The 20,329-nt window shown below is 69.0% G+C and carries 19 protein-coding genes and 2 pseudogenes; 11 read left to right on the forward strand and 10 right to left on the reverse strand.

The features are described from left to right. Positions 1 to 817 precede the first annotated feature (817 nt). On the reverse strand, positions 818 to 1,072 hold the full coding sequence (locus IEY95_RS15960; protein ID WP_229702996.1) for a response regulator transcription factor: 255 nt from the start codon (positions 1,070 to 1,072) through the stop codon (positions 818 to 820). A gap of 690 nt (positions 1,073 to 1,762) precedes the next feature. Between IEY95_RS15960 and IEY95_RS15965 the strand changes: the two genes are divergently transcribed. Continuing rightward, complete coding sequence (locus IEY95_RS15965) at positions 1,763 to 4,195, forward strand: SpoIIE family protein phosphatase (protein WP_189186694.1); 2,433 nt, start codon at positions 1,763 to 1,765, stop codon at positions 4,193 to 4,195. A gap of 271 nt (positions 4,196 to 4,466) precedes the next feature. Here the strand turns inward: IEY95_RS15965 and IEY95_RS50640 are convergent, their stop codons facing one another. Further along, a complete protein-coding gene (locus tag IEY95_RS50640) occupies positions 4,467 to 4,874 on the reverse strand; it encodes a transposase (protein ID WP_373294474.1) in 408 nt (135 codons plus the stop codon). Positions 4,875 to 5,436: 562 nt separating this feature from the next. Between IEY95_RS50640 and IEY95_RS15970 the strand changes: the two genes are divergently transcribed. Continuing rightward, complete coding sequence (locus IEY95_RS15970; protein WP_189186695.1) at positions 5,437 to 6,831, forward strand: DNA-binding protein; 1,395 nt, start codon at positions 5,437 to 5,439, stop codon at positions 6,829 to 6,831. 138 nt (positions 6,832 to 6,969) lie between these two features. Beyond that, complete coding sequence (gene katG / locus IEY95_RS15975) at positions 6,970 to 9,114, forward strand: catalase/peroxidase HPI (RefSeq protein ID WP_189186939.1); 2,145 nt, start codon at positions 6,970 to 6,972, stop codon at positions 9,112 to 9,114. Between the two features lie 248 nt (positions 9,115 to 9,362). On the opposite strand, the pseudogene IEY95_RS15980 reads toward katG, so the two are convergent. The 4 genes and pseudogenes from IEY95_RS15980 to IEY95_RS15995 all read right to left on the reverse strand — a co-directional run. Beyond that, positions 9,363 to 9,997 (reverse strand): annotated as a pseudogene (locus IEY95_RS15980) (transposase); the annotation flags it as partial. 152 nt (positions 9,998 to 10,149) lie between these two features. Continuing rightward, on the reverse strand, positions 10,150 to 10,815 hold the full coding sequence (locus tag IEY95_RS15985) for a dihydrofolate reductase family protein (protein ID WP_189186696.1): 666 nt from the start codon (positions 10,813 to 10,815) through the stop codon (positions 10,150 to 10,152). Beyond that, on the reverse strand, positions 10,815 to 11,321 hold the full coding sequence (locus tag IEY95_RS15990; protein WP_189186697.1) for an SRPBCC family protein: 507 nt from the start codon (positions 11,319 to 11,321) through the stop codon (positions 10,815 to 10,817). The genes IEY95_RS15985 and IEY95_RS15990 overlap by 1 nt, the downstream gene beginning before the upstream one ends. Positions 11,322 to 11,324: 3 nt before the next feature. Continuing rightward, positions 11,325 to 11,666 carry an ArsR/SmtB family transcription factor gene (locus IEY95_RS15995; RefSeq protein ID WP_189186698.1) on the reverse strand — a complete coding sequence of 114 codons (342 nt, stop codon included), beginning with the start codon at positions 11,664 to 11,666 and terminating at the stop codon, positions 11,325 to 11,327. Positions 11,667 to 11,812: 146 nt separating this feature from the next. On the opposite strand from IEY95_RS15995, the gene IEY95_RS16000 reads away from it, so the two are divergent. The 8 genes from IEY95_RS16000 to pqqE all read left to right on the forward strand — a co-directional run bounded on the left by IEY95_RS16000 (position 11,813) and on the right by pqqE (position 17,963). After that, positions 11,813 to 12,055 carry a hypothetical protein gene (locus tag IEY95_RS16000; RefSeq protein WP_229702998.1) on the forward strand — a complete coding sequence of 81 codons (243 nt, stop codon included), beginning with the start codon at positions 11,813 to 11,815 and terminating at the stop codon, positions 12,053 to 12,055. 435 nt (positions 12,056 to 12,490) lie between these two features. Then, positions 12,491 to 12,952 (forward strand): MSMEG_3727 family PQQ-associated protein, encoded by a 462-nt coding sequence (locus IEY95_RS16005; RefSeq protein ID WP_189186699.1) that lies wholly within the window; start codon positions 12,491 to 12,493, stop codon positions 12,950 to 12,952. Positions 12,953 to 12,974: 22 nt separating this feature from the next. Then, on the forward strand, positions 12,975 to 14,675 hold the full coding sequence (locus tag IEY95_RS16010; protein ID WP_189186700.1) for a PQQ-dependent dehydrogenase, methanol/ethanol family: 1,701 nt from the start codon (positions 12,975 to 12,977) through the stop codon (positions 14,673 to 14,675). A gap of 47 nt (positions 14,676 to 14,722) precedes the next feature. Further along, on the forward strand, positions 14,723 to 14,818 hold the full coding sequence (gene pqqA, locus IEY95_RS16015) for a pyrroloquinoline quinone precursor peptide PqqA (protein WP_189186701.1): 96 nt from the start codon (positions 14,723 to 14,725) through the stop codon (positions 14,816 to 14,818). A 108-nt stretch (positions 14,819 to 14,926) separates the two neighbouring features. Further along, positions 14,927 to 15,817 (forward strand): pyrroloquinoline quinone biosynthesis protein PqqB, encoded by an 891-nt coding sequence (gene pqqB / locus IEY95_RS16020; protein WP_189186702.1) that lies wholly within the window; start codon positions 14,927 to 14,929, stop codon positions 15,815 to 15,817. Between the two features lie 4 nt (positions 15,818 to 15,821). Then, complete coding sequence (pqqC, locus tag IEY95_RS16025) at positions 15,822 to 16,520, forward strand: pyrroloquinoline-quinone synthase PqqC (protein ID WP_189186703.1); 699 nt, start codon at positions 15,822 to 15,824, stop codon at positions 16,518 to 16,520. Positions 16,521 to 16,525: 5 nt separating this feature from the next. Continuing rightward, positions 16,526 to 16,855 carry a pyrroloquinoline quinone biosynthesis peptide chaperone PqqD gene (gene pqqD / locus IEY95_RS16030; protein WP_189186704.1) on the forward strand — a complete coding sequence of 110 codons (330 nt, stop codon included), beginning with the start codon at positions 16,526 to 16,528 and terminating at the stop codon, positions 16,853 to 16,855. Next, complete coding sequence (gene pqqE / locus IEY95_RS16035; RefSeq protein WP_189186705.1) at positions 16,848 to 17,963, forward strand: pyrroloquinoline quinone biosynthesis protein PqqE; 1,116 nt, start codon at positions 16,848 to 16,850, stop codon at positions 17,961 to 17,963. Before pqqD ends, pqqE begins: the two co-directional genes overlap by 8 nt. Here pqqE and IEY95_RS16040 read toward each other — a convergent pair. From IEY95_RS16040 to IEY95_RS16055, 4 genes and pseudogenes are all read right to left on the reverse strand, one after another. Beyond that, positions 17,960 to 18,499, reverse strand: coding sequence for a manganese efflux pump MntP (locus IEY95_RS16040; protein ID WP_189186706.1), 540 nt, complete (start codon positions 18,497 to 18,499; stop codon positions 17,960 to 17,962). The two genes, pqqE and IEY95_RS16040, sit on opposite strands and share 4 nt — an antisense overlap. A gap of 341 nt (positions 18,500 to 18,840) precedes the next feature. After that, positions 18,841 to 19,133: pseudogene (locus IEY95_RS51055) on the reverse strand (helix-turn-helix domain-containing protein); the annotation flags it as partial. An 85-nt stretch (positions 19,134 to 19,218) separates the two neighbouring features. Then, positions 19,219 to 19,515 (reverse strand): hypothetical protein, encoded by a 297-nt coding sequence (locus IEY95_RS16050; protein WP_189186707.1) that lies wholly within the window; start codon positions 19,513 to 19,515, stop codon positions 19,219 to 19,221. 616 nt (positions 19,516 to 20,131) lie between these two features. Then, a partial coding sequence (locus tag IEY95_RS16055) for a hypothetical protein (protein WP_189186708.1) occupies positions 20,132 to 20,329 on the reverse strand: 198 nt, incomplete at its 5' end.

Raw genomic sequence — 20,329 nt, forward strand, 5'->3', positions numbered from 1 at the left:
GGCCAGGGCCGCTCAAACGATCGGGGACGCCCGGCGCGGTGCCGGCGTGGCCGGCCCCTGCTCCACCACAAAGACGGTTCAAGGCCTCCCCGTCGCCTCCGGCCGCATCCCTATGGCCAGGTCGTGAGGGACTCTGCCCCTTGCGGGACCGGAGGGGCGAGGGGATCCGTGCCGCCCACCGGAAGCGAAAGCGGACGACCAGCACGCCCAAGACCGTTCGGGGCGTACCCGTGCACGGGCACGCCCCGCTCACTGCCCAGGAACGGTGGTGCTGAAGGGCGGCCGGGCCGCAGAGCGGGCACGTCGGGCCGGGCTGTCCGCTCTGCGCGGCCTGCCGGTCGCAGGCGGACGAACACCGTGCGCAGGGGTGCCCGAAGGACGGACACCGGCCCGGCATCCTGCAACAGCGTCTTGACCGGATCGCCGCACGGACCGTGGCACTCCTGCGAGCGGGCACAGACCTGGCAGCCGTCATCACCTCCGCCAAGGACCCAACCACCACCACCTGACCACCAGCCGCCCGCCCGACCCCGCCAGCCGCCCGGCCCTGCACAGACGGCAGGACCGCCATGTCCGGGCCCCACCGGTGACAGCGTGCCGCTGCCAGCCGGGCCGGGCCGAGGAAGGGGGACTCGGCCCGGTCCGGTCAGCAGCGGCGGCGCCGCGCGGGGCGGGGCGGGGCGGGCAGGTGCACGGGCGCAGGACCGCCCTCCGGCCCAGTTCTCCGGCCCCGTTCCTCCGGCCCAGCTCCTCCGGCCCAGCTCCTCCGGCCCAGAAAACCGGTTCCTCCGGCCCAGAAAGAGGGGGGATGCCGTCGTCACAGGCCCAGGGAGATGGCCAGCCGGGTGAGCTCGGCGGTGCTGTTGATGTTGAGCTTGGCCCGGATACGGCGCAGGTAGGCGTCGACGGTGTGCTTGGACAGCCCCATCTGGCGGGCCGTCTGCAGGTACGTGCGCCCGGCGGCGATATGACGCAGGGTCTCCCGCTCACGCGGGGCCAGCGCAGGCTCGGGGACCCCGGTCTGCGGCGCGGCGGGGGTCTGCGGCGCGGCGAGGGTGAGGGTGAGGCTCATGGGGGGTTTCCTCCGGCAGGTCGGCCCGGTCGTCACTGCTCACACCCTCGTAAGCAGAAGAACAAATGCCGTGAATAGAGGCTTTTGTCCGCTTTACGAAAAGCCTGGCCCGGCGACGTCATGACGGTGTCCGCCGACTGTCACAGACGTGTCACAGGCCACACCCGCGCCCGCGCCGGGCGCGGGTGGGCATGCACTCACCGGCAGACACCGCCCGGCCACCGAGACGGTCTCCCCCTCCCCCGCGGCCCTGTCCGCAGCCCCGCAACAGGCGTACCGGCCTGCAGAGTTGACAGGAGCGGCAGCACCGCCTCCCCTGCCGGGCGCGCGGCCCGGGCGGGCTGCCACCGGCCCGAACGCCCGCCGGCGGAGTGCCGGCGGAGTGCCGGCGGGCGTTCGGACCGCCCGTTTGCCCCCGCCCCCGCCGGCCGGGAGACCGGGGGGCGGGGCCGCGTCCTGGGGCATGTCCTGCACCGGGACCCGGGCGCGGGGACCCGGGCGCGGGGACCCGGGCGCGGGGGCCGGCGCGGGAGCGCCGGGTTGGTGCTCGGTGGGGCCGACGTCCTGCACCAAAGCCCCGCGCGGGGACCCGGTGTGACGGCGCCGGGTTGGTGCTCGGTGCCGGGCGGGATCATGCTTGTCAGGAGGGCCCCGGCCGTGCAGGTACCCCGAAGGGCGAGATGAGCGGCGATGGAGCGACTTCCCACCCCTTTTGGTGAGCAGGCGCAGGCAGACCCCGCGCCCGGGCCGGCCGTGACGGCCAGTGCCACCGTCAACGAGCAGGGCATCGTGACGGGGTGGAGCGAGGGGGCGCGGCGGCTGCTGGGCTATACGTCCTCGCAGATCGTGGGGCAGCCGGCCGAGCGTCTGCTCGCCGGTGACACAGGCGATGCGGTGTGGCGCGATGCGGCCGAACGCCGGCGGTGGAGCGGCACCGTGGCACTGCGCCACCAAGACGGCCGCCTGCTGCGGCAGAGCGTGCTCGCGCACCGCCAAAGCGCCGGCGGCCCCGGCGGTGCGGTCACCCAATGGCTGGTGGTGTCCGCGGTGGCGGGCACACCGCACCCGCCCGCCACCGCGGCCCAGGCGCTGAGCGAGCGGGTGTTTCGGCAGTCCCCCTGCATCCTGGCGGTCTTCGATGCGGACCTGCGGCTGGTGCGCGCCAATGCCGGCATGGAGCACGCGCTGTCGCTGACCGAGGAGCAGATGCGCGGGCTGCGCCTGACGGACATCGCACCGCACGCGGTCAGCCAGGAAGCCGAGGCGAAGATGCGCCGGGCGCTCCAGGGCGGCGAGGCGCAGTACATGGAGGCCTACATCCGCCCCACCGGCATCAGCGCCGAGCACGGCTGGTCGACCTCACTGGCCCCGCTCAAAGACCCCGACGGCCACATCCGCACGGTGTGCCTGGCAGCCCACCACACACTGCACGAACAGCTCGCCCGGCAGCGGATGCTCCTGCTGAACGACGCCTCGACCCGCATCGGCACCACCCCCGACATCCACCGCACCGCGCAGGAACTGACCGACGTCGCCGTCCCCCAGCTCGCCGACTTCGCCGCCGTCGACCTGCTGGACACCCCCCGCACCACCCCACCGCCCCCCACCACACCGGGCCCCCTCACCCTCAGCCGCACCGCCACAGCCTCCCTCCCCGGCCACCCGCCCTCCGCACCCGCAGGAAAACCCGCCCGCTACCCGGAACAATCACCGGTGGCCCAGTGCCTGGCCCAGGGCCACGGCGCCCTGTACGAGGCACACCACCCCGCCCTGACCCAGTGGACCCACACCGACCCACAAGCCGCCTGGATCCACGACATGGGCATCCACTCCCTGCTGGTGGTACCCCTGCGCGCCGCCGGCACCACCCTCGGCATCGCCCTGTTCGCCCGCCACCAACGCCCCGACCCCTTCGAAGCCGACGACCTGTGGCTGGCCGAAGAACTCACCGCCCGAGCAGCCGTCAGCATCCACCACACCCGCCACACCCCCCGCCAGCACACCACCACCATGGCCCTGCAACGCAGCCTGCTCCCCCAGACGCTGCCCGACCAGCAGGCCCTGGACATCGCCACCCGCTACCTGCCCGCCAGCACCCAAGCCGGCGTCGGCGGCGACTGGTTCGACGTGATCCCCCTGTCCGGCGCACGCGTCGCCCTGGTCGTGGGCGACGTCGTCGGCCACGGCATCCGCGCCTCCGCCACCATGGGCCGCGTACGCACCGCCGTACGCACCCTGGCCGACGTCGACCTGCCCCCCGACGAACTCCTCACCCACCTCGACGACCTCGTCCTGCACCTGTCCGCCGAAGAAGCCGGCACCACCGAAGCCACCGAAACCGCCGGCGGCATCGGCACCACCTGCCTCTACGCCGTCTACGACCCCATCAACCGCCACTGCACCCTCGCCAGAGCCGGCCACCCCCCGCCCGCCCTCGTGACACCCGACGGCACCGTCACCTTCCTCGACGTCCCCCCCGGCCCCCCACTCGGCCTGGGCGGCCTCCCCTTCGAAACAACCGAAACCCAGCTCCCCGAAGGCAGCCTCCTCGCCCTCTACACCGACGGCCTCCTCGAAGCCCGCGACCACGACATCGACGAAGCCCTCGACAAAATGTTCGCCGCCCTCGCCCGCCCCGCCCACACCCTCGACACCATCTGCGACCGCATCCTCACCACCATGCTCACCCACCGCCCCGACGACGACATCGCCCTCCTCATCGCCCGCACCCGCGCCCTCGACACCAACCGCGTCGCCGCCTGGGACCTCCCCTCCGACCCCGCCATCGTCGCCCAAGCACGCCAACACACCACCACCCAACTCACCACCTGGGGACTCACCGACACCACCTTCACCACCGAACTCGTCGTCAGCGAACTCGTCACCAACGCCATCCGCTACGGCCGACCCCCCATCCGACTCCGCCTCATCCACCACAACAACACCCTCACCACCGAGGTCTACGACTCCAGCAACACCACCCCCCACATGCGCCGCGCCCGCACCTACGACGAAGGAGGACGCGGCCTCCTCCTCATCGGCCAACTCACCCAACGCTGGGGCACCCGCCCCTCCCCCACCGGCAAAACCGTCTGGACCGAACAAACCCTCACCCCACACTAAAAACACCCCCACACAACACCCACCAAAACCACCACAACCCACCAAACCCCCCAAACAAGACCCCCCACACCCAACACGCCCTTTTCCGCCGCCCGAGCAACTCGAAAAACCCACGACAGAAACTGCGCCTGAAACACCACCGCCCGCCGCAGGGACACATGCCTCACCGACACCGCGGGCAACCTACGCCTACGTGACCGCGTCCAGACTTACGCCTTCGTGACGGCGTCCCACCGCATCCCGAACAGGGCCATCATGCGCATCACCCGGCTCAGTCAACGCCCCCCCGGCCGAGCCCGCGCATGTCGGCCAGCCCGCAGGAGGCTCGGATCGGGACGACACCAGCAAACGACGCGAAGGCAGCCCCGGAGCGCAACCAACCCCGATACCACCAGCCGACCAGAACCTGAACCGCGGTGACCGGACCGACCCCGAACAACTGCAGCAGCTCTGGCACCTGTTCACACACGAACCGGAAGGGCCCGCCCTCCAGCTCGCAAGCCTCGACCCACAGGAGCCGGACACACTGAGCCGTGAACCACACGGCACGAACGGCCAAGCAGTGCTCGGCGGACAGTGCAGGGCAGCCACAAAGACTGCCACAGCACGCGACCAGCCGTGCTGGCTGCCTGGCGGATGGCCAGTAGCACGCGCATGGCCTCGCGTTCTCCCGTGCCATCACATATGGGGTGTGCAGAACGGCGGCTCCGCCACCACACCCGCCAGGACGTCCTGGCACCGCTGCGATGCGGCCCCGCCGAGCTCGCTCGTTGGAGGGGCGGTCCTGCAAGACCGCCCCTGACGCACCATCAGCCAACTACACTCCGGACGACGCCTCTGACCAAGCCAGACAGCGAAACGCTGCTGGAGTACCAGCCTCCCTGGCGGCGACCCGCCGCTGCTCGGCCAGGATGGAACGAGAGATCCGGAATACCGGTAGTCATCATGGCTGGGTAACCCGTCGGTGTCGTCGCTCGGCCAGCTCCTCCACGCTGACCACGGTCAGAACCGGGGTATTTGAGACTGGGGATCAAACGCTCCACCTGGGCGGATGAATTATCGGCACCCGCAACTTAGGGTGGGGAGTGAAGGTCAGTGACACAGCCAGGGACGAGTGCCCCAGCACGAAGGCGCGAGACAGTGCCCAGTGCGCTGTAGACCAGGCCGCGACGAGCGGCGACCGGCGCGGACCGCGCGCACGCCGTCGGGCGTTGGGGATGGGCCAAGGGCGGTTCTGAACCATGAGAGATGTACATCGGCTCGAGCCCATCTCATCGAACCTGGGCAGCGGCACCGTGCTCGCGGCGTGGGAACGGTTCGTGCAGGGCGAGGATCATGTCCCGGGCATCCGGCCTCTGGTGGCGATCTCCTGGCATCGCTGCCGAGAGCAATACCGGGTCGATCCCCACCTTGCAAGGGCTCCGGTAGCTGCCGCGGAGCTCAACCATACGCCCGAGCAGGATGCCGTATTCGCCGAGCTGGGTTTTCGTGCGGCCTCCGTGGCACATGAAGTCGGCAGCATTGGTGGCGTCGTCACCATCACCGATGCCACGGGCCGGGTCCTGGCCGAGTGGGGTGATCAAGCTACGCTCGCCAGAGCCAGTGATTCCAATCTGGCGCCCTGGTTCTGCTGGTCCGAGTGCGCGGCCGGCACAAACGGCATTGGGACGGCGCTCGAGGCGCACGGCCCGGTACCGATCAGTGGCGCGGAGCACTGGTGCCAGGCGTTTCACGACTGGGTCTGCGCGGGCATCGCGGTGCGTGACGTGGTGACCAGGGAACCGATCGCGGTCCTGAACATCGGCTGCTGGCGCAGCCAACTCCCCGCGTCCGCGGAAAGCTGGCTGGCGAACACGGCCACCATGACCCAGTACCCGCTGAAGAGGCGCGCCCGGGATTGCGGCGCCGAGTTGGTCGCGGCCTACACCCAGGCCAGAGCACATTCCAGTACGGCGCTCGCGGCGGTGGACACCGCAGGCAAGGTGGTGATCGCCGACGACATGGCAAGCGTGCTCCTGGGCGTCCCGGCAAACACCCCGGCGGTCCACCCCACGCTGCGATGGAACCCCGGGCTGCCGGAATTGATTACAGCCGCCCGGTATGCCACGGGGCAGGCGGCCCACAACCCTGAATGGGTCGGCTCGACGCAGATCTTCGCCCACCTCGCCGACGAGCCGACATCGATCAGCATCCGACCCGTCTTCTCGTCCGGGCGTCTGATCGGGAACCTGATCTCGTTCGGTGCCTCGGACGGGGCACAGTTGCCCGAGCCGGAAGGCTCCACGCACCCTCAGGTTCCGCCGCGCCGCCTGGTCGCGACGCGCGGCAACCGGATGGTGCTGCTGCGTCTGCCGGAAGTCTCCTTCGCCGAATCGCAGGGAAACGACGTGTGGCTATCCACCGATCAGGGGCGATTGCGAGCCGCCTCCCCGAGCCTGGACAAGCTCGACAGTGAGTTGGCGGATGCCGGCTTCCTGCGGGTGCACCGCAGGTATGTGGTCAATCTCAGCCGCATCCGGGAGATCGAGCGCGGGCTCAGGGGCGAGCTGTCTCTGGTCATGGATGATCGGACGAAGGAGATGGTGCCGGTTTCCCGGCGGAACGCGCCAGCCGTGCGTCGCGCGCTGGACATCTGAGTTCCCTTGCACAACATCCGTTTCTCGGAAGGAACAATTCCCGTGTCTGACATTCCGGACGCCGTTGTCGGCGAGACGAACGTCGGGAGCGCGGGCGGCCTCGGCCTCTCTGTATCGGCCGGGTACCGCAGTCACCCGATGGGGGGCGCGAGCAATCGCGACTGGTGGCCGAACCGGCTCAACCTGACGATCCTCCGGAAACACCCCTCCATGGCCGACCCCATGGGCGAGGACTTCGACTATGCCGCGGAGTTCCGGACGCTCGACCTCGACGCCCTGGCGCGGGACGTCGACGGGGTGCTGACGACGTCGCAGGAGTGGTGGCCGGCCGACTTCGGCCACTACGGGCCGCTGGTGATCCGGATGGTGTGGCATGGCGCCGGGACGTACCGCATCGACGACGGCCGGGGTGGCGCGGGCGCCGGCATGCAGCGGTTCGCGCCGCTGAACAGCTGGCCGGACAATCGCAACCTCGACAAGGCGCGCCGGCTGCTGTGGCCGGTGAAGAAGAAGTACGGCCGCAAGGTCTCCTGGGCCGACCTGATGATCTTCGCCGGCAACCGCGCCCTGGAGACGATGGGCTTCAAGACCTTCGGCTTCGCCGGCGGCCGGGCGGACGGCTGGGAGCCCGACGAGGACGTCTACTGGGGTCCCGAGCGGGCCTGGCTCGGCGACGAACGCCACGGCGGCGTCCGGGAACTGGAGAACCCTTTGGCCGCCGTCCAGATGGGCCTCATCTACGTCAACCCGGAGGGACCGCACACCGTCCCGGACCCGCTCACGGCGGCCCGGGACATCCGCGAGACGTCCCGGCGCATGGGGATGAACGATGAGGAAACCGTCGCTCTGATCGCGGGCGGCCACTCGTTCGGCAAGACCCACGGCGCGGCCGACCCGGACGCCCACCTCGGCCCCGAACCCGAGGGCGCTCCCCTCGAGGAGCAGGGCCTGGGCTGGAAGAGCAGCTACGGCACCGGAAAGGGCGGGGACACCATCTCCAGCGGGCTCGAGGGCACGTGGACACCCACCCCGACGCGATGGGACAACAGCTTCTTCGAGACCCTGTTCGGCTACGAGTGGGACCTGGAGCTGAGCCCCGGCGGTCTATGGCAGTGGATCCCGAGAGACGGCCGCGGAGCGGGCACGGTTCCGGACGCCCACGACCCATCGACGACACACGCCCCGACGATTCTGACGACGGACCTCGCGCTGCGGTTGGACCCGGTCTACGAGCCGATCTCGCGGCGCTTCCTGGAGAACCCGGACCAGTTCGCGGACGCGTTCGCCCGGGCGTGGTTCAAGCTGACGCACCTCGACATGGGCCCGATCCAGCGCTACCTCGGCCCGCTGGTCCCTCGGGAGAAGCTGATCTGGCAGGACCCGATCCCCGCTGTGGACCACCCGCTCGTCGGGGCGGCGGACATCGCCGCACTCAAGAACCGGATCCTAGCCTCCGGGCTATCGGTCTCCCAGCTCGTCTCGACTGCGTGGGCGTCGGCCTCGACGTTCCGCGTCAGTGACAAGCGTGGCGGGGCAAACGGCGCGCGCATCCGCCTCGAGCCGCAGCAGGGATGGGAGGTCAACCAGCCCGACACGCTGGCCCAGGTGCTGCGCACCCTGGAGGGGATCCAGGAGTCCTTCAACAGCTCCCAGACCGGTGACAAGAAGATCTCGCTGGCCGACCTCATCGTGCTCGGCGGAGCCGCCGCCGTCGAGCAGGCCGCCAAGACCGCCGGCCACGATGTCGAGGTCCCCTTCATTCCGGGACGCACGGACGCCACGCAGGAGTGGACCGATGCGGAGTCCTTCGCCCCGCTCGAGCCGACCGCTGACGGGTTCCGCAACTACCGCGGCAAGGGCAACCGGCTGCCGTCGGAGCACCTGCTGGTCGACCGCGCGAACCTGCTGGACCTCAGCGCGCCCGAGATGACCGTCCTCGTGGGTGGGCTGCGGGTGCTGGGCGCCAACTACCGGCAGTCACCGCTGGGCGTCTTCACCTCGTTGCCCGGGTCGCTGTCCAACGACTTCTTCGTGAATCTGCTCGACACGGGCACGGTATGGAAGTCGACATCCGCGACCGCGGAAACCTTCGAGGGCCGCGACCGCGTCACCGGCGAGGTCAAATGGACCGGCAGCCGCGTCGACCTCGTCTTCGGCTCGAACTCCGAGCTGCGTGCCATCGCCGAGGTGTACGCGAGCGACGACGCGGAGGAGAAGTTCGTGCAGGACTTTGTCGCCGCGTGGGACAAGGTCATGAACCTCGATCGGTACGACCTCGCTTGAGCCCCCATCGGGGCCCGGATGCCGGGAGAGGCGTCCTGACGGCCAGGCCGTATTGATCGGGTCCGCTGCCGGCCCCAGCATGACGTGGTGCGGTGCAACCCGGATCCTCCTAACCCGCTGCTTTCACGTGAGTGCCTGATGGCGGCGGTCTGGGGGTCGAGTGCCGCGGAGAGTGGGTTACCGGTTGTGGGCATGGCGGCCTGGCCGACTGGCGCTGCCGGGCTGCGGGTCTCCCGGTTCCTCGGGTCCCGGTACCGGAACGCTGCGATTTCGCAGCGGGCGAGCTCGACCACGTCGGCGAAGCAGATCTGTTTGGTCCAGCAGATCAGGTCGACCGCGGTGAGTACGGACTCGAGCCAGGCTTGGTTCTCGTTGAGCTCCCGGCAGGGCAGGTTCCGCAGGCCGGTGGCCTTGGCTTCGCGGATCCGGTCCTCGACCCGGGCGTGTTGGCGGTGCCGCAACTCCAGCCCGGCAGCTTGGAACGGCACGACACCGGCGGGGGTGTTGGTGAGCAGGGCGGTGACCCTCTTGCCGTCGATGTCGGTGAAGGTGAGCTGCGCGCCGGGATGGGGGCGTTCCTTGCACAGGATCAGCCGCGACCCGTCCGGCCACGAGGAGAGGTCGATCATGCCGGTGGCCTCGGCCACCCACGCCCCGTCACGGAACTCGCCATCAGTTCGGGGTGCCAGCAGTCCTCGGGGATGGCGTCGACGATGCCCTGGATCCGGGCGTCCACGGAGAACCCGAAGGAAAACTCCACGCCACGCTCCACGCACGCGACAGCGAACGCGTGGGTGGCGCCGGTCGAGTCCGACCGGGCCAGCAGCCGCGGACCCGCCGGGTCTCCGGGCTGAGGCCGGGCCTGTTCGGGCAACGCCGCCAGCATGGGCAACGACCACACATGGGTGTCGAATGGCCGGTGCCCCGGGATCCTCCCGGCCCCTTCCTGGCGATTCCAGCAGGCGGACTCCCCATCCCAGCAGGAACTATCCGCGTCACCAACCGCGTGGGTGCTCCTTCGTGTACGCCGTGCGGCTACCGCTCGTGGACGGTGTAGGTCAGGTGGGTCACCCGCTGCGTCGGCTCCGCGCGGACCTGCTCCAGGGCCACGCGGCCCGCGTCCACGCCCTCGAACAGGCGGATTCCGGAGCCGAACAGCACGGGTGAGAGCGCGATCGAGAACTCGTCGATCAGGCCGGCGTTCACGTACTCCAGGATCGTTGCGCCGCCGCCCGCGATGCGGACGTCCCGGTCGCCGGCGGCCTCGCGGGCCTGGTCGAGCGCGGGCTCGATGCCGTCGTTGACGAAGTGGAAGGTGGTCCCGCCCGGCCGCTCCCAGGGGTCACGCTTCTCGTGCGTCACGACGAACACCGGCGTGTGGAACGGCGCCTCCTCCGGCCACGCCTGCTGGCCGAGGTCGAACATGCGCTTGCCCATCACGCTCGCGCCGGTGCGCTCGAACGTCTCCCGCACGATGTCGTTGTCGCGCCCTTCCTCGCCGCCCTCGCCGAGCTTCAGGTTCTCCCGGAAGAACCGCTGCGGGAAGATCCACTGCTGCAGTTCCATCCACTGCGCCATCCAGCGCTGGACCTGCGGGTCGTCCTGCTTCTCGGGCGCGAAGAAGCCCTCAACGGGCACGGACTCGGGCGCGATGAACCCGTCCAGCGACATCGACACGCTGAAGAACACCTTCCCGGCCATCAGCCCTCCGCTCCCTTTCGAACGATCTCGGTGACGTAGGCAGCCAGGTTGCTCAGGGTCTGCTGGCCGCCCTCGATCGCGTGGTACTTCTCGACCGCCTCGTCGCGCAGCTCCTTGGTGGGGAACACCGTGCGCATCTCGATCCGGGTCTCCGCGCCGTCGGGCGCGAACGTGAGGACCGACTCGAAGGTGTTCGGGTCGCCGCGGGACTCACCGTGGAGCAGCGCGATCCGCTCCGGCGGGGCGATCTCGGTCCAGGAGATCCACTCCTGGTAGTCCGTCCCGTCCGGTCCGTGCATCACGAAGTCCCACTCCCCGCCGACGCGGAACTCGAACGCCCGCGTGGTGGTGGTGAACCCCTCCGGTCCCCACCACCGCGACAGGTGCCGCACCTCGGTGAACGCCTCGAACACCAGCTCCCGTGGGGCGTCGATGACCCGGGAGATCACGATCTCGCGGTCGGCCGTCCCGGACTGCGCCGGCGCTCCTCGTCCCGTCGCGCTCATTAGCTACTCCTCCTGCCTTGCCTGCTTGAGGTCCTGCACGTACGCGTCCAGCCGGTCGAAGCTCTCGTTCCAGAACCGCTCGAACCCGCCGGTCCACTCGTGAACCGGTCGCAGCCCGCGGGCGTCAAGGCCGTACAGGCGTTGCTTGCCTGCCTTGCGGTCCCGCACCAGTCCGACCTCCCGGAGCACCCGCAGGTGTTTGGACGCCCCCGGCTGGGTCATCCCCAGCTCCTGGGCCAACTCGGTCACCGGCCGCTCTCCCGCCCGCAGCAGCACCAGGAGCTCCCGGCGCTGCGGCTCGGCGATCGCGTTGAAGACGTCCGACGTCGTCGCTGCTCGTGCCATGGCGCGATCATATTCCTATATCGGCATACGTCAAGCCGGGAGGAATCAGGCGGGTCTTGTCAGATGACGATGGTGACCCTTGTCAGCGGCTGCGGAAACGCGTATCCCGGAGACGGCACGCGCGACGGCGGCGGGCAGGGAGGGCGATGGGTGAGCAGCACGCCCACGGCTGGCGGGTGAGCCGCCACCGGCTGGTGGCCGACGCCACGGTCGGCGTCATCGCCAACCCGATGTCGGGCCGTGACATCCGGCGGCTCGTCGCGAGCACGTCCGTGTTCCCCAACGCCGAGAAGGCCAGCATGGTGGTCCGGCTGACGGCCGCCGCGGGGGCACTCGGGGTGGGCTCTACTGCCACCGCGAGATCGGTGAACACCCGCCCCGGCGCATGAGTCGGCACACCCTTGTAGGTGCCGATCAAAGTTCGAACAGCCCAAGAATCCCAAGCAGGACAGGCACTTCCGTGCTTCTACAGGCCGATCAGCCCAGACTGACGTGAACGACCCGGGCTAACGGTGGCACATCGGGTGCGAACGGCGGCTGATCGCGGACGAACGGCATGAGCTGGCCCGAAGTGGCGCTCAGCCTTGTCGGGCGTAGCGTGTTTTTTGACCACCAATTTCCCCCCTTTTCGGTGTGATTCATTCCGGCGTGTCGCCACTCTTTGGCCACCGGTTGCAGGGGGCAGCGGGCAACGCAAAAGAATTTCGAGGTCAATTCGGAGAACATTTTCGCCGAGCAGAGGTGCGCAAGCGACCGCTATGCGCCGCCGTCAACGCAGCCGATGCGAGGTGGACAGCAATTCGGGATGAGGAGAGTGAAGCCCGATGACGACCGCTCAGGAGCGATCCGACCTGCTGGACCAGATCGGGTTGGCCGCACAGAACAAGGCAACGCTGGGTCAAGTGCTGGGCACCGGACGCATTGGGCAGGCCACCGAGAAATCGGATGGCCGCATGCAGGCCACCATTCGCATCCACCCGGATGAGCTGACCTGGGATCCCGACATTCTGGTCATGCCCCATGGAGGCGATATCGACCTCGAGCTCGTCAATGACGACCTGAACACGCACTGCGCGCTCCTGCCGAGCAATGGCGACCGCAAGTTCATCTGGTTGGTAAACCATTCGCGAGGTCGGGCGACCCTCAACCTCGACGGTCCGGGCTACTACTGGTTCGGCTCGCCTACGGGCAATGACGAGGGCCGGGGGCTGACCGGGGCCATCGTTGTCCTGGGGGATGCTCCGCCGGAGGCTCGCCTCGACCGTCCCGAACAGCCGCGGCCGTAAGAAGAAGCAGGAGGTAAAGAAAATGACCGTCGCCTACGTGGACGCGGGTGAGGCTGTCGATCAGGGCCGCCTGAGCGGCAAGGTAGCGGGCGGGGACGTCGCGCCGCCTGTAGTGGCCGGCGTCGACTACGAGCGCATACTCAATGCCCGTGAGGAACCCCAGAACTGGCTCACCTACTACGGCGCCTACAACGGGCAGCGGTACAGCCCGCTGGATCAGGTCAACACGGAGAACGTCAAGCGCATCGGCCCCGCATGGGTCTTCCAGGCCGGCACGACCGGCCTGATCGCGGGGGCGTCGACCTACTCGTTCGAGGCCGCCCCGATCGTCGTCGACGGGGTCATGTTCCTCTCCGGCTGGGACGGCTGGGTCTGGGCCCTGGACGCGAAGACGGGCGTGGAGATCTGGCGGTACAAGCATGCGGTCCCCTTCGACGTGTCCTTGTGCTGCGGAAACGTGAACCGTGGGGTCGCCGTGGCTCAGGGGAAGGTCTTCTTCGTCACGGCGAATGCTCGTGTGCTCGCGCTCGACGCCACCACCGGCAAGCGGGTCTGGGACCAGACCTACGGAGACGTCCGGGCCGGGGAGAGCGCCACGCTCGCACCGCTGGTCGTGAAGAACAAGCTCATCGTCGGGAGCTCCGGCGGCGAGTTCGGCGTACGCGGTCACCTCGACGCATTCGACCTCGAGACCGGCGAGCACCAGTGGCGGTGCTACACGGTGCCAAAGCCCGGGGAGCCCGGCTCGGAGACCTGGCCAGCCGACAGCGAGGCCTGGGCACGGGGTGGGGCGAACTGCTGGGTCACCGGCACCTTTGACCCGGAGACGAACCTGCTGTACGTCGGGACCGGTAACCCGGCACCCGACTTCGACGGCGGCGTCCGCGAGGGCGACAACCTCTTCACCGACAGCATCATCGCCGTCGACGTGGACAGCGGTCAGATCCGCTGGCACTACCAGTGCACTCCGCACGACGTTTGGGACTACGACAGCATCGCCGAGTGCATCCTGTTCGAGCAGGACGGGCGCAAACTGCTCGGGCACTTCGACAAGAACGGCTACTTCTTCGTCCTTGACCGCACGAACGGCGCGAGGGTCGGGATCACCCCCTTCGTGGACCGCATCTCGTGGGGGGCGATCACGAGGGACGGCCAGGTGACGGCCAAGGTGTACCCGGACAAGGAGGGAGAACCGGTCCACTTCTACCCGGGTCCGGCCGGCGCCAAGGAATGGACCCATGCGGCCTACAGCCCGAAGACCGGGCTCTTCTACGTCCCGGTCCAGGACACCGGCGCGACGGCCACCCGGCGGCGCCGGGAGTTCAAGGAGAGCATTCCGTACTGGGGCGCGGGCGTTCAGGTGGACATCGAGGACATGGCGGGGTCCATCAGCGCCTTCGACGCGAACGGCGAGGAGAAGTGGCGCTGGCGCAACGAACTCCCGATGTGCGCCTCGACGCTGGCCACCGGCGGTGACCTGGTGTTCGCCGGTGAACCCTCTGGGGAGTTCAACGCGCTCGACGCCCGCACTGGGGAACTGCTGTGGCAGTTCCAGTGCGGAAGCGGCCACCACAGCAGCCCGACGACCTACATGGTCGACGGCAGGCAGTACATCGCAGTGCCGGTCGGTTGGGGCGCGTGGGCTGAGGGATTCCTCCCCGGCATGCTCGGCGCGGGGCACGGTAGCGCTCTGATCGTCTTCGCCCTCCCGGAATCGTCGTAGCGCGTGACCGGAGCCTGCCGTGACCCGGGCAGAGAGGAGGTGAACCCATGGAGTATCAGCTGGCTGTGTGGGAGACGCCCGAGTTTGTCGAGATCGCAGTCGCGGCCGAGGTGACCATGTACCTCGGTCGGTGGGAGGACTAGCGGACGTGGGGCGGCGCCGGACCTGGTCCGGCGCCCTCCGACGCCTGGGGACGGCCACGGACCGCCGGGTTGGCGACGGCCCGGATCGTCGATGAACGGAGTGCCGACGTGTTGCTGCGAGTCCTGGGCTCGGCGGCGGGGGGCGGGTCCCCGCAGTGGAACTGCACCTGCCCGGTGTGTGCCGCGGTTCGCTCCCGGGCCGGCCTCGCGCGCACCCAGTCGTCGGTCGCGGTCAGCGCTGACCGCCGCCGGTGGTTCCTCATCAACGCCTCGCCCGACGTCCGCACACAGATCGAGGCCTTCCCCGGCCTGCACCCGCACGACGACCGGACGACGCCGCTGGAGGCGGTGCTGCTCACCGACGCCGAGCTGGACCACACGCTGGGCCTGCTTCTGTTGCGGGAGGCCCGCGCCCTGCGGCTGTACGCCACGCCGGCGGTGCGCAAGACCCTGAGTGCCGACGGCTCGGGGATTCTGAGCACGCTCGAGCGCTACTGTCCGGTCGAGTGGCGAGCAGTGATCCCGGGCGACGAACTCGCCTTGGCCGACGGGCTGTCCTGCCGGGCGTTCGACGTTCCCAGCAGCAAGCGCGCTCGCTTCGAAGCCGGGCTGGAACACGGCCGCGTCGTGGGCTACCGGCTGACCGACGAGCGCAGCGGGGGCACGCTGGTGTACCTGCCAGGGGTGCAATCGCTGACGCCGGCGCTGCGCGTGGAGATCGAGGACAGCGAATGCCTGCTGATCGACGGGACCTGCTGGCGCGACGACGAACTCGTACGGCTGGGCCTGGCCGGCAGAACGTCCCGGGAGATGGGCCACCTGCCCATCGAGGGCCAGGACGGCAGCCTGGCGCAGCTCCCGTCGCTGCGCGTGGGACGGACGATCTTCGTGCACATGAACAACACCAACCCCATCCTCCTGGAGGACGCGCCTGAGCGGCGCATCTTGGACGAGAAGGGCATGGAGGTGGCCATGGACGGCCTCGAGGTCCAGGTGTAGGGCCATGACGACAACCATCACGAGAACCGGCACCGACGGCTTCGTCGAGGCGTTGCGGGCCCACTCGCGGCGGTACCACGACCAGCACCCGTTCCACGTCCGGATGAACGCCGGCCAGCTGAGCCGCGAGCAGATACGGGGCTGGGTGGCCAACCGCTTCTACTACCAGGAGAACATCCCCCGCAAGGACGCCGCGATCCTCGCCAACTGCCCCGACCTTGAGGTCCGCCGCCGTTGGATCCGACGGATCGTCGACCATGACGGCACCGCCGCCGGCGAGGGCGGCATCGAGGCGTGGCTGCGCCTCGGCGAGGCCGTCGGGCTGACCCGCGAGGAGGTCCGGGACCACCGGCACCTGGTACCCGGCGTGCGGTTCGCCGTCGATGCCTACGTGAACTTCGCCCGGAACCGCCCGTGGGTGGAAGCGGTCGCGTCCTCGCTCACCGAGCTGTTCGCCCCCGACCTGATGGCGGCGCGGCTGGCCGGGTTCGAGCGGTGGTACCCGTGGATCGACCCCGAGGGCCTCGCTTACTTCCGCGCCCGCCTTGAGCAGGCTCCCCGCGACTGCGAGCACGCACTCGAGGTGGTCACCGCGTACTGCCGCTCCGCCGAGTCCCAGGCGCGCGCCGTCGACGCGCTGTCGTTCAAGTGCGACGTCCTGTGGAGCCTGCTGGACGCCATCGACCAGGCCTACCCGGAGTGACCATCATGGACCCGACCCGTACTGGAACGACCCAGACCAGCACTAGGACCCGGCACGGCGTCGAGGTGTCCGGCTCGGACCGGCCCCGGTTGGCGCGCCATGTCCGGTTGGACTTCTGCCGGACCAGGCAGCGTCCGATCCTGCTGCACCCCGAGACGGTGGTGGTTCTGAACGACAGCAGCGCGGCCATCCTCGAACTGTGCGACGGGCGGCGCACCGTGGCCGAGATCGTGACCGAGCTGGGCAGCCGCTACCAGACCGTCCCCGACGACGAGGTGCGGCAGTTCCTCACCCAGCTCGTCGCCCGGCGCTGGGTGGAGCTCACCGATGGATAGCCCGTTCGGGCTGCTCGCCGAGCTCACCTACCGCTGCCCGCTGGCCTGCTCATACTGCTCCAACCCGCTGAACATGGGCGACTACCAGGACGAGTTGGCCACCGACGAGTGGCTGCGGGTGCTGGCCGAGGCAAGCGACCTGGGGGTTCTGCAGTGCCACCTGTCGGGCGGGGAACCGCTGCTGCGGCGCGACCTGGTGGAGATCGTGGCTGGCGCCCACGGCCTGGGCCTCTACACCAACCTCGTGACCAGCGCCCTCGGGCTCTCGCGTCCGAGGGCCGAGCGGCTGCGGGCAGCAGGCCTGGACCACGTGCAGATCAGCATCCAGGCCCACGAGGCGGCCCTGTCCGACCGGATCGCTGGGATCCCGTCCTTCCAGCGCAAGATCGAGGCGATGGGCCTGGTCAAGGAGCTGGGCTGGCCACTCACCATGAACGTGGTGCTGCACCGGCACAACATCGACCGCGTCGCCGACGTGCTCGAGCTGGCTGAAAAGGTGGGCGCCGACCGGGTGGAGCTGGCCAACACCCAGTACTACGGCTGGGCCTGGCGAAACCGTGACGCGCTGCTGCCGACCCGGGCCCAGCTCAAGGCGGCCGAGGTCGTCGTGCGGGCCACCCGCGAGCGGTTGCGCGAACGCATGGACGTCGTCTACGTCATCCCCGACTACTACAGCCGCTACCCGAAGCCCTGCATGGGCGGCTGGGCCTCCCGGCAGCTGACCGTGACGCCGAACGGCGACGTCCTGCCCTGCCCGGCCGCCCAGTCCCTGCCGTTGCCGCGGGCCAGCGTGCGGGAAGACCCGCTAGAGCGGATCTGGGCGGAGTCGCCGGTGATGACCGCGTTCCGGGGGACGGACTGGATGCCGGAGCCCTGCCGGAGCTGCCCCCGGCGGGAGTTGGACTACGGCGGGTGCCGCTGCCAGGCGTTCCTGCTCACCGGTGACGCCGCCCGCACCGACCCGGTCTGCCACCTGTCGCCCGACCACGACCTGGTCGCCCGGGCGGTCGAGGCCGCCAACGCCGACTCGCGACCCGACGATCTTCCGCTGATACCGCGCCCGCACCGGGCTCGCCGGCCGACCCACCTCCCGGGTGGAGCGGACTAACCGCCAGACCACAACGGCAGCACCGCAGCGGCGATGATCAACGTGACCCCGCTCAGCAGGTCCGAGCGGATCCGGACGAGGCGCGCTGCAGCCCGCCCGAGCCGCAGCCCGACCAGCGACAACGCCGCCGTCATGAGGCCGAAGACGGCGGCAGAGAACCACGGCGAGAGGCCAACGATCCCCAGGCTCGCCCCAGCGAACAGGTTGTCCAGGCTCAGCGTCAACGGGATGCCGAACAGCGCCCACGGGTGGTCCAACTCGTCCGGCTCGGGGTTCCCCAGGGCCGAGAAGACGAGGTAAAGACCGTACCCGCCGAGCGCGGCCGCGCCCACCAAATCGGCGACGTCCCCGACGGACTCACCGATCTGGCGACCGATCAACAGCCCGACCAGGGGCATAATCGCGTCCCACAGCCCAAACGTCAGCGCGACCTGCACCGCACGCTTCAGACCAAATGGGACGGTGCCGAGCGCGATCGATACCCGGAAATTGTCGAGACTGAGTACGAAGCCCAGGACCAGTATTTCCCAGATCATGACGACGTCGCTGCCCGATGAGGACCGACGTCGGCAGGAACGACTCCATATCGGCTAGCATTCGCCATAATCAAACATTATATCTCAGAGGTCGCTATATCGCAGATGGTCCACGAAATAGACCCGGTAAACTGATTTCTGGAAAATTCTCGACGCTGAGCCTTTTCCAACCTTCCCTGTGGTCAGGGAGGTTCGCCTGACGTCATCCGGACACCGTACGCTGGAGGCCGGACGTGTCCGTGAGGAGGCCTCGGAGTACCGTCTGCACGACAAGTAGGAACGAGCCGCGTCTTCCTGCGGCCCCATACCAGTTGCCTGGATCCAGCACGCTGACCGCCCGCCGCGATCTCCTCCGGGCCGAAGTGGTAGTTCTGCCGGAGATAGATGGTCTTCCCGACCACCTCGACATGAGTCGCGTTCGGGGACGTCTTCGGCGCCTTGGAACGGGTGCGCACGCCCTCGACGCCCTCGGCCTGGTAGCGGCAGTACCAGCTGTAGTACGCCTGCCGGCTGATCCCGAAGTAGCGGCAAGACATGGCGACGTTTCCGTGTCCTCTTCGACGTGGCGTATCACCGCCAGGCGCCGCTTGGCCTCACGGTCAAGCGGCGGGGTGGTGGGAGTGGACTTCGACATGAGGATCTCCGTAGTGATCAGAGACCCAGGTGTCAACGATGATCGTCAGTTTTGGAATCCGCTGACCGAGCTGCCTGACTCACGGTCAGGGGCGCTGCTGCCGTCGCTTCTTCGACTTGGCAAGTGCGGCATCCGGCCTCTCGCGCGGCAACGCGTCCGAGTCGGCGTCGTCGTCATGGAGAGGCGGCAGGAACAGGCCGCGTCGGCTTTTCTCTCGTTTTGAATTCCGGCGCTCGCTGAAGAGCCGCTGACGCTCGTCGCGGACCGTGACCCGCCGCTGCTCCAGCTCGGCTTCCCGTGTCAGCAGCTCGTTATCGCTGAGGTCGGCGAACTCGGCGGCAGCCGCACGGGGCGCGGCGTCACCGCCACCATCTACGCGCATGTGAGGCTCCACCTCCAGCAAGACGCCATCAACACCCTCGGCACCGCACTCACAGACAGCCGAGGGCACGCCCAGCGGTAGCGGCCGACGGCGACGAGTCGTCGCCTCGGACACCTCTGTCCGCTGACGTTGCCGTCACCTATTGCCGTCACCCCACGCTGAAACCCCGCCAGCGGCTGGCTGGGCTTCAACTTTCCTGTGGCGACTTGATCAGTCAGACCCAGCGGAACCGCTCTTCGACAGTCCACATCACTCCCTAATCAATCCGCCCACCTCAAGGGCCTAGGGGTTGACGGAAGGTCAACCTCAGACCTTCGAAATGTGCTTCGCCACAAGCCAGGATGACGCGGAACCTCCCCGCCTCAACCCCTTCGGGGTGCTTCACATATGACCATCTCTTGCCAGTCTCAACGAGAAGCGCCCAGGCCCACCACCCCTGCCCCCATTCGGCGCACGCAACACCGCACCGAAGGCTCACACCACACACCGCTTCACCGTGCCGGGCCGCGCACAACAGCCCGTACCACCCGCCCGCAGACACGCGCCCATGGCCGGGCGGCACGAACATGCCACCCGGCCAAAGACGCGGTCCGCAACATTCTTTCCCTGTCAGACCTTAGTTTCCGTTGCCGTTCCCGTTGCCGTTCCCGTTCCCGTTGCCGTTCCCGTTCCCGTTGCCGTTCCCGTTCCCGTTGCCGTTGCCGTTCCCGTTCCCGTTGCCGTTCCCGTTGCCGTTGCCGTTCCCGTTGCCGTTGCCGTTCCCGTTCCCGTTCCCGTTGCCGTTCCCGTTGCCGTTGCCGTTCCCGTTCCCGTT

This window comes from Streptomyces albiflavescens (assembly GCF_014645835.1).
GTDB classification, from domain to species: domain Bacteria; phylum Actinomycetota; class Actinomycetes; order Streptomycetales; family Streptomycetaceae; genus Streptomyces; species Streptomyces albiflavescens.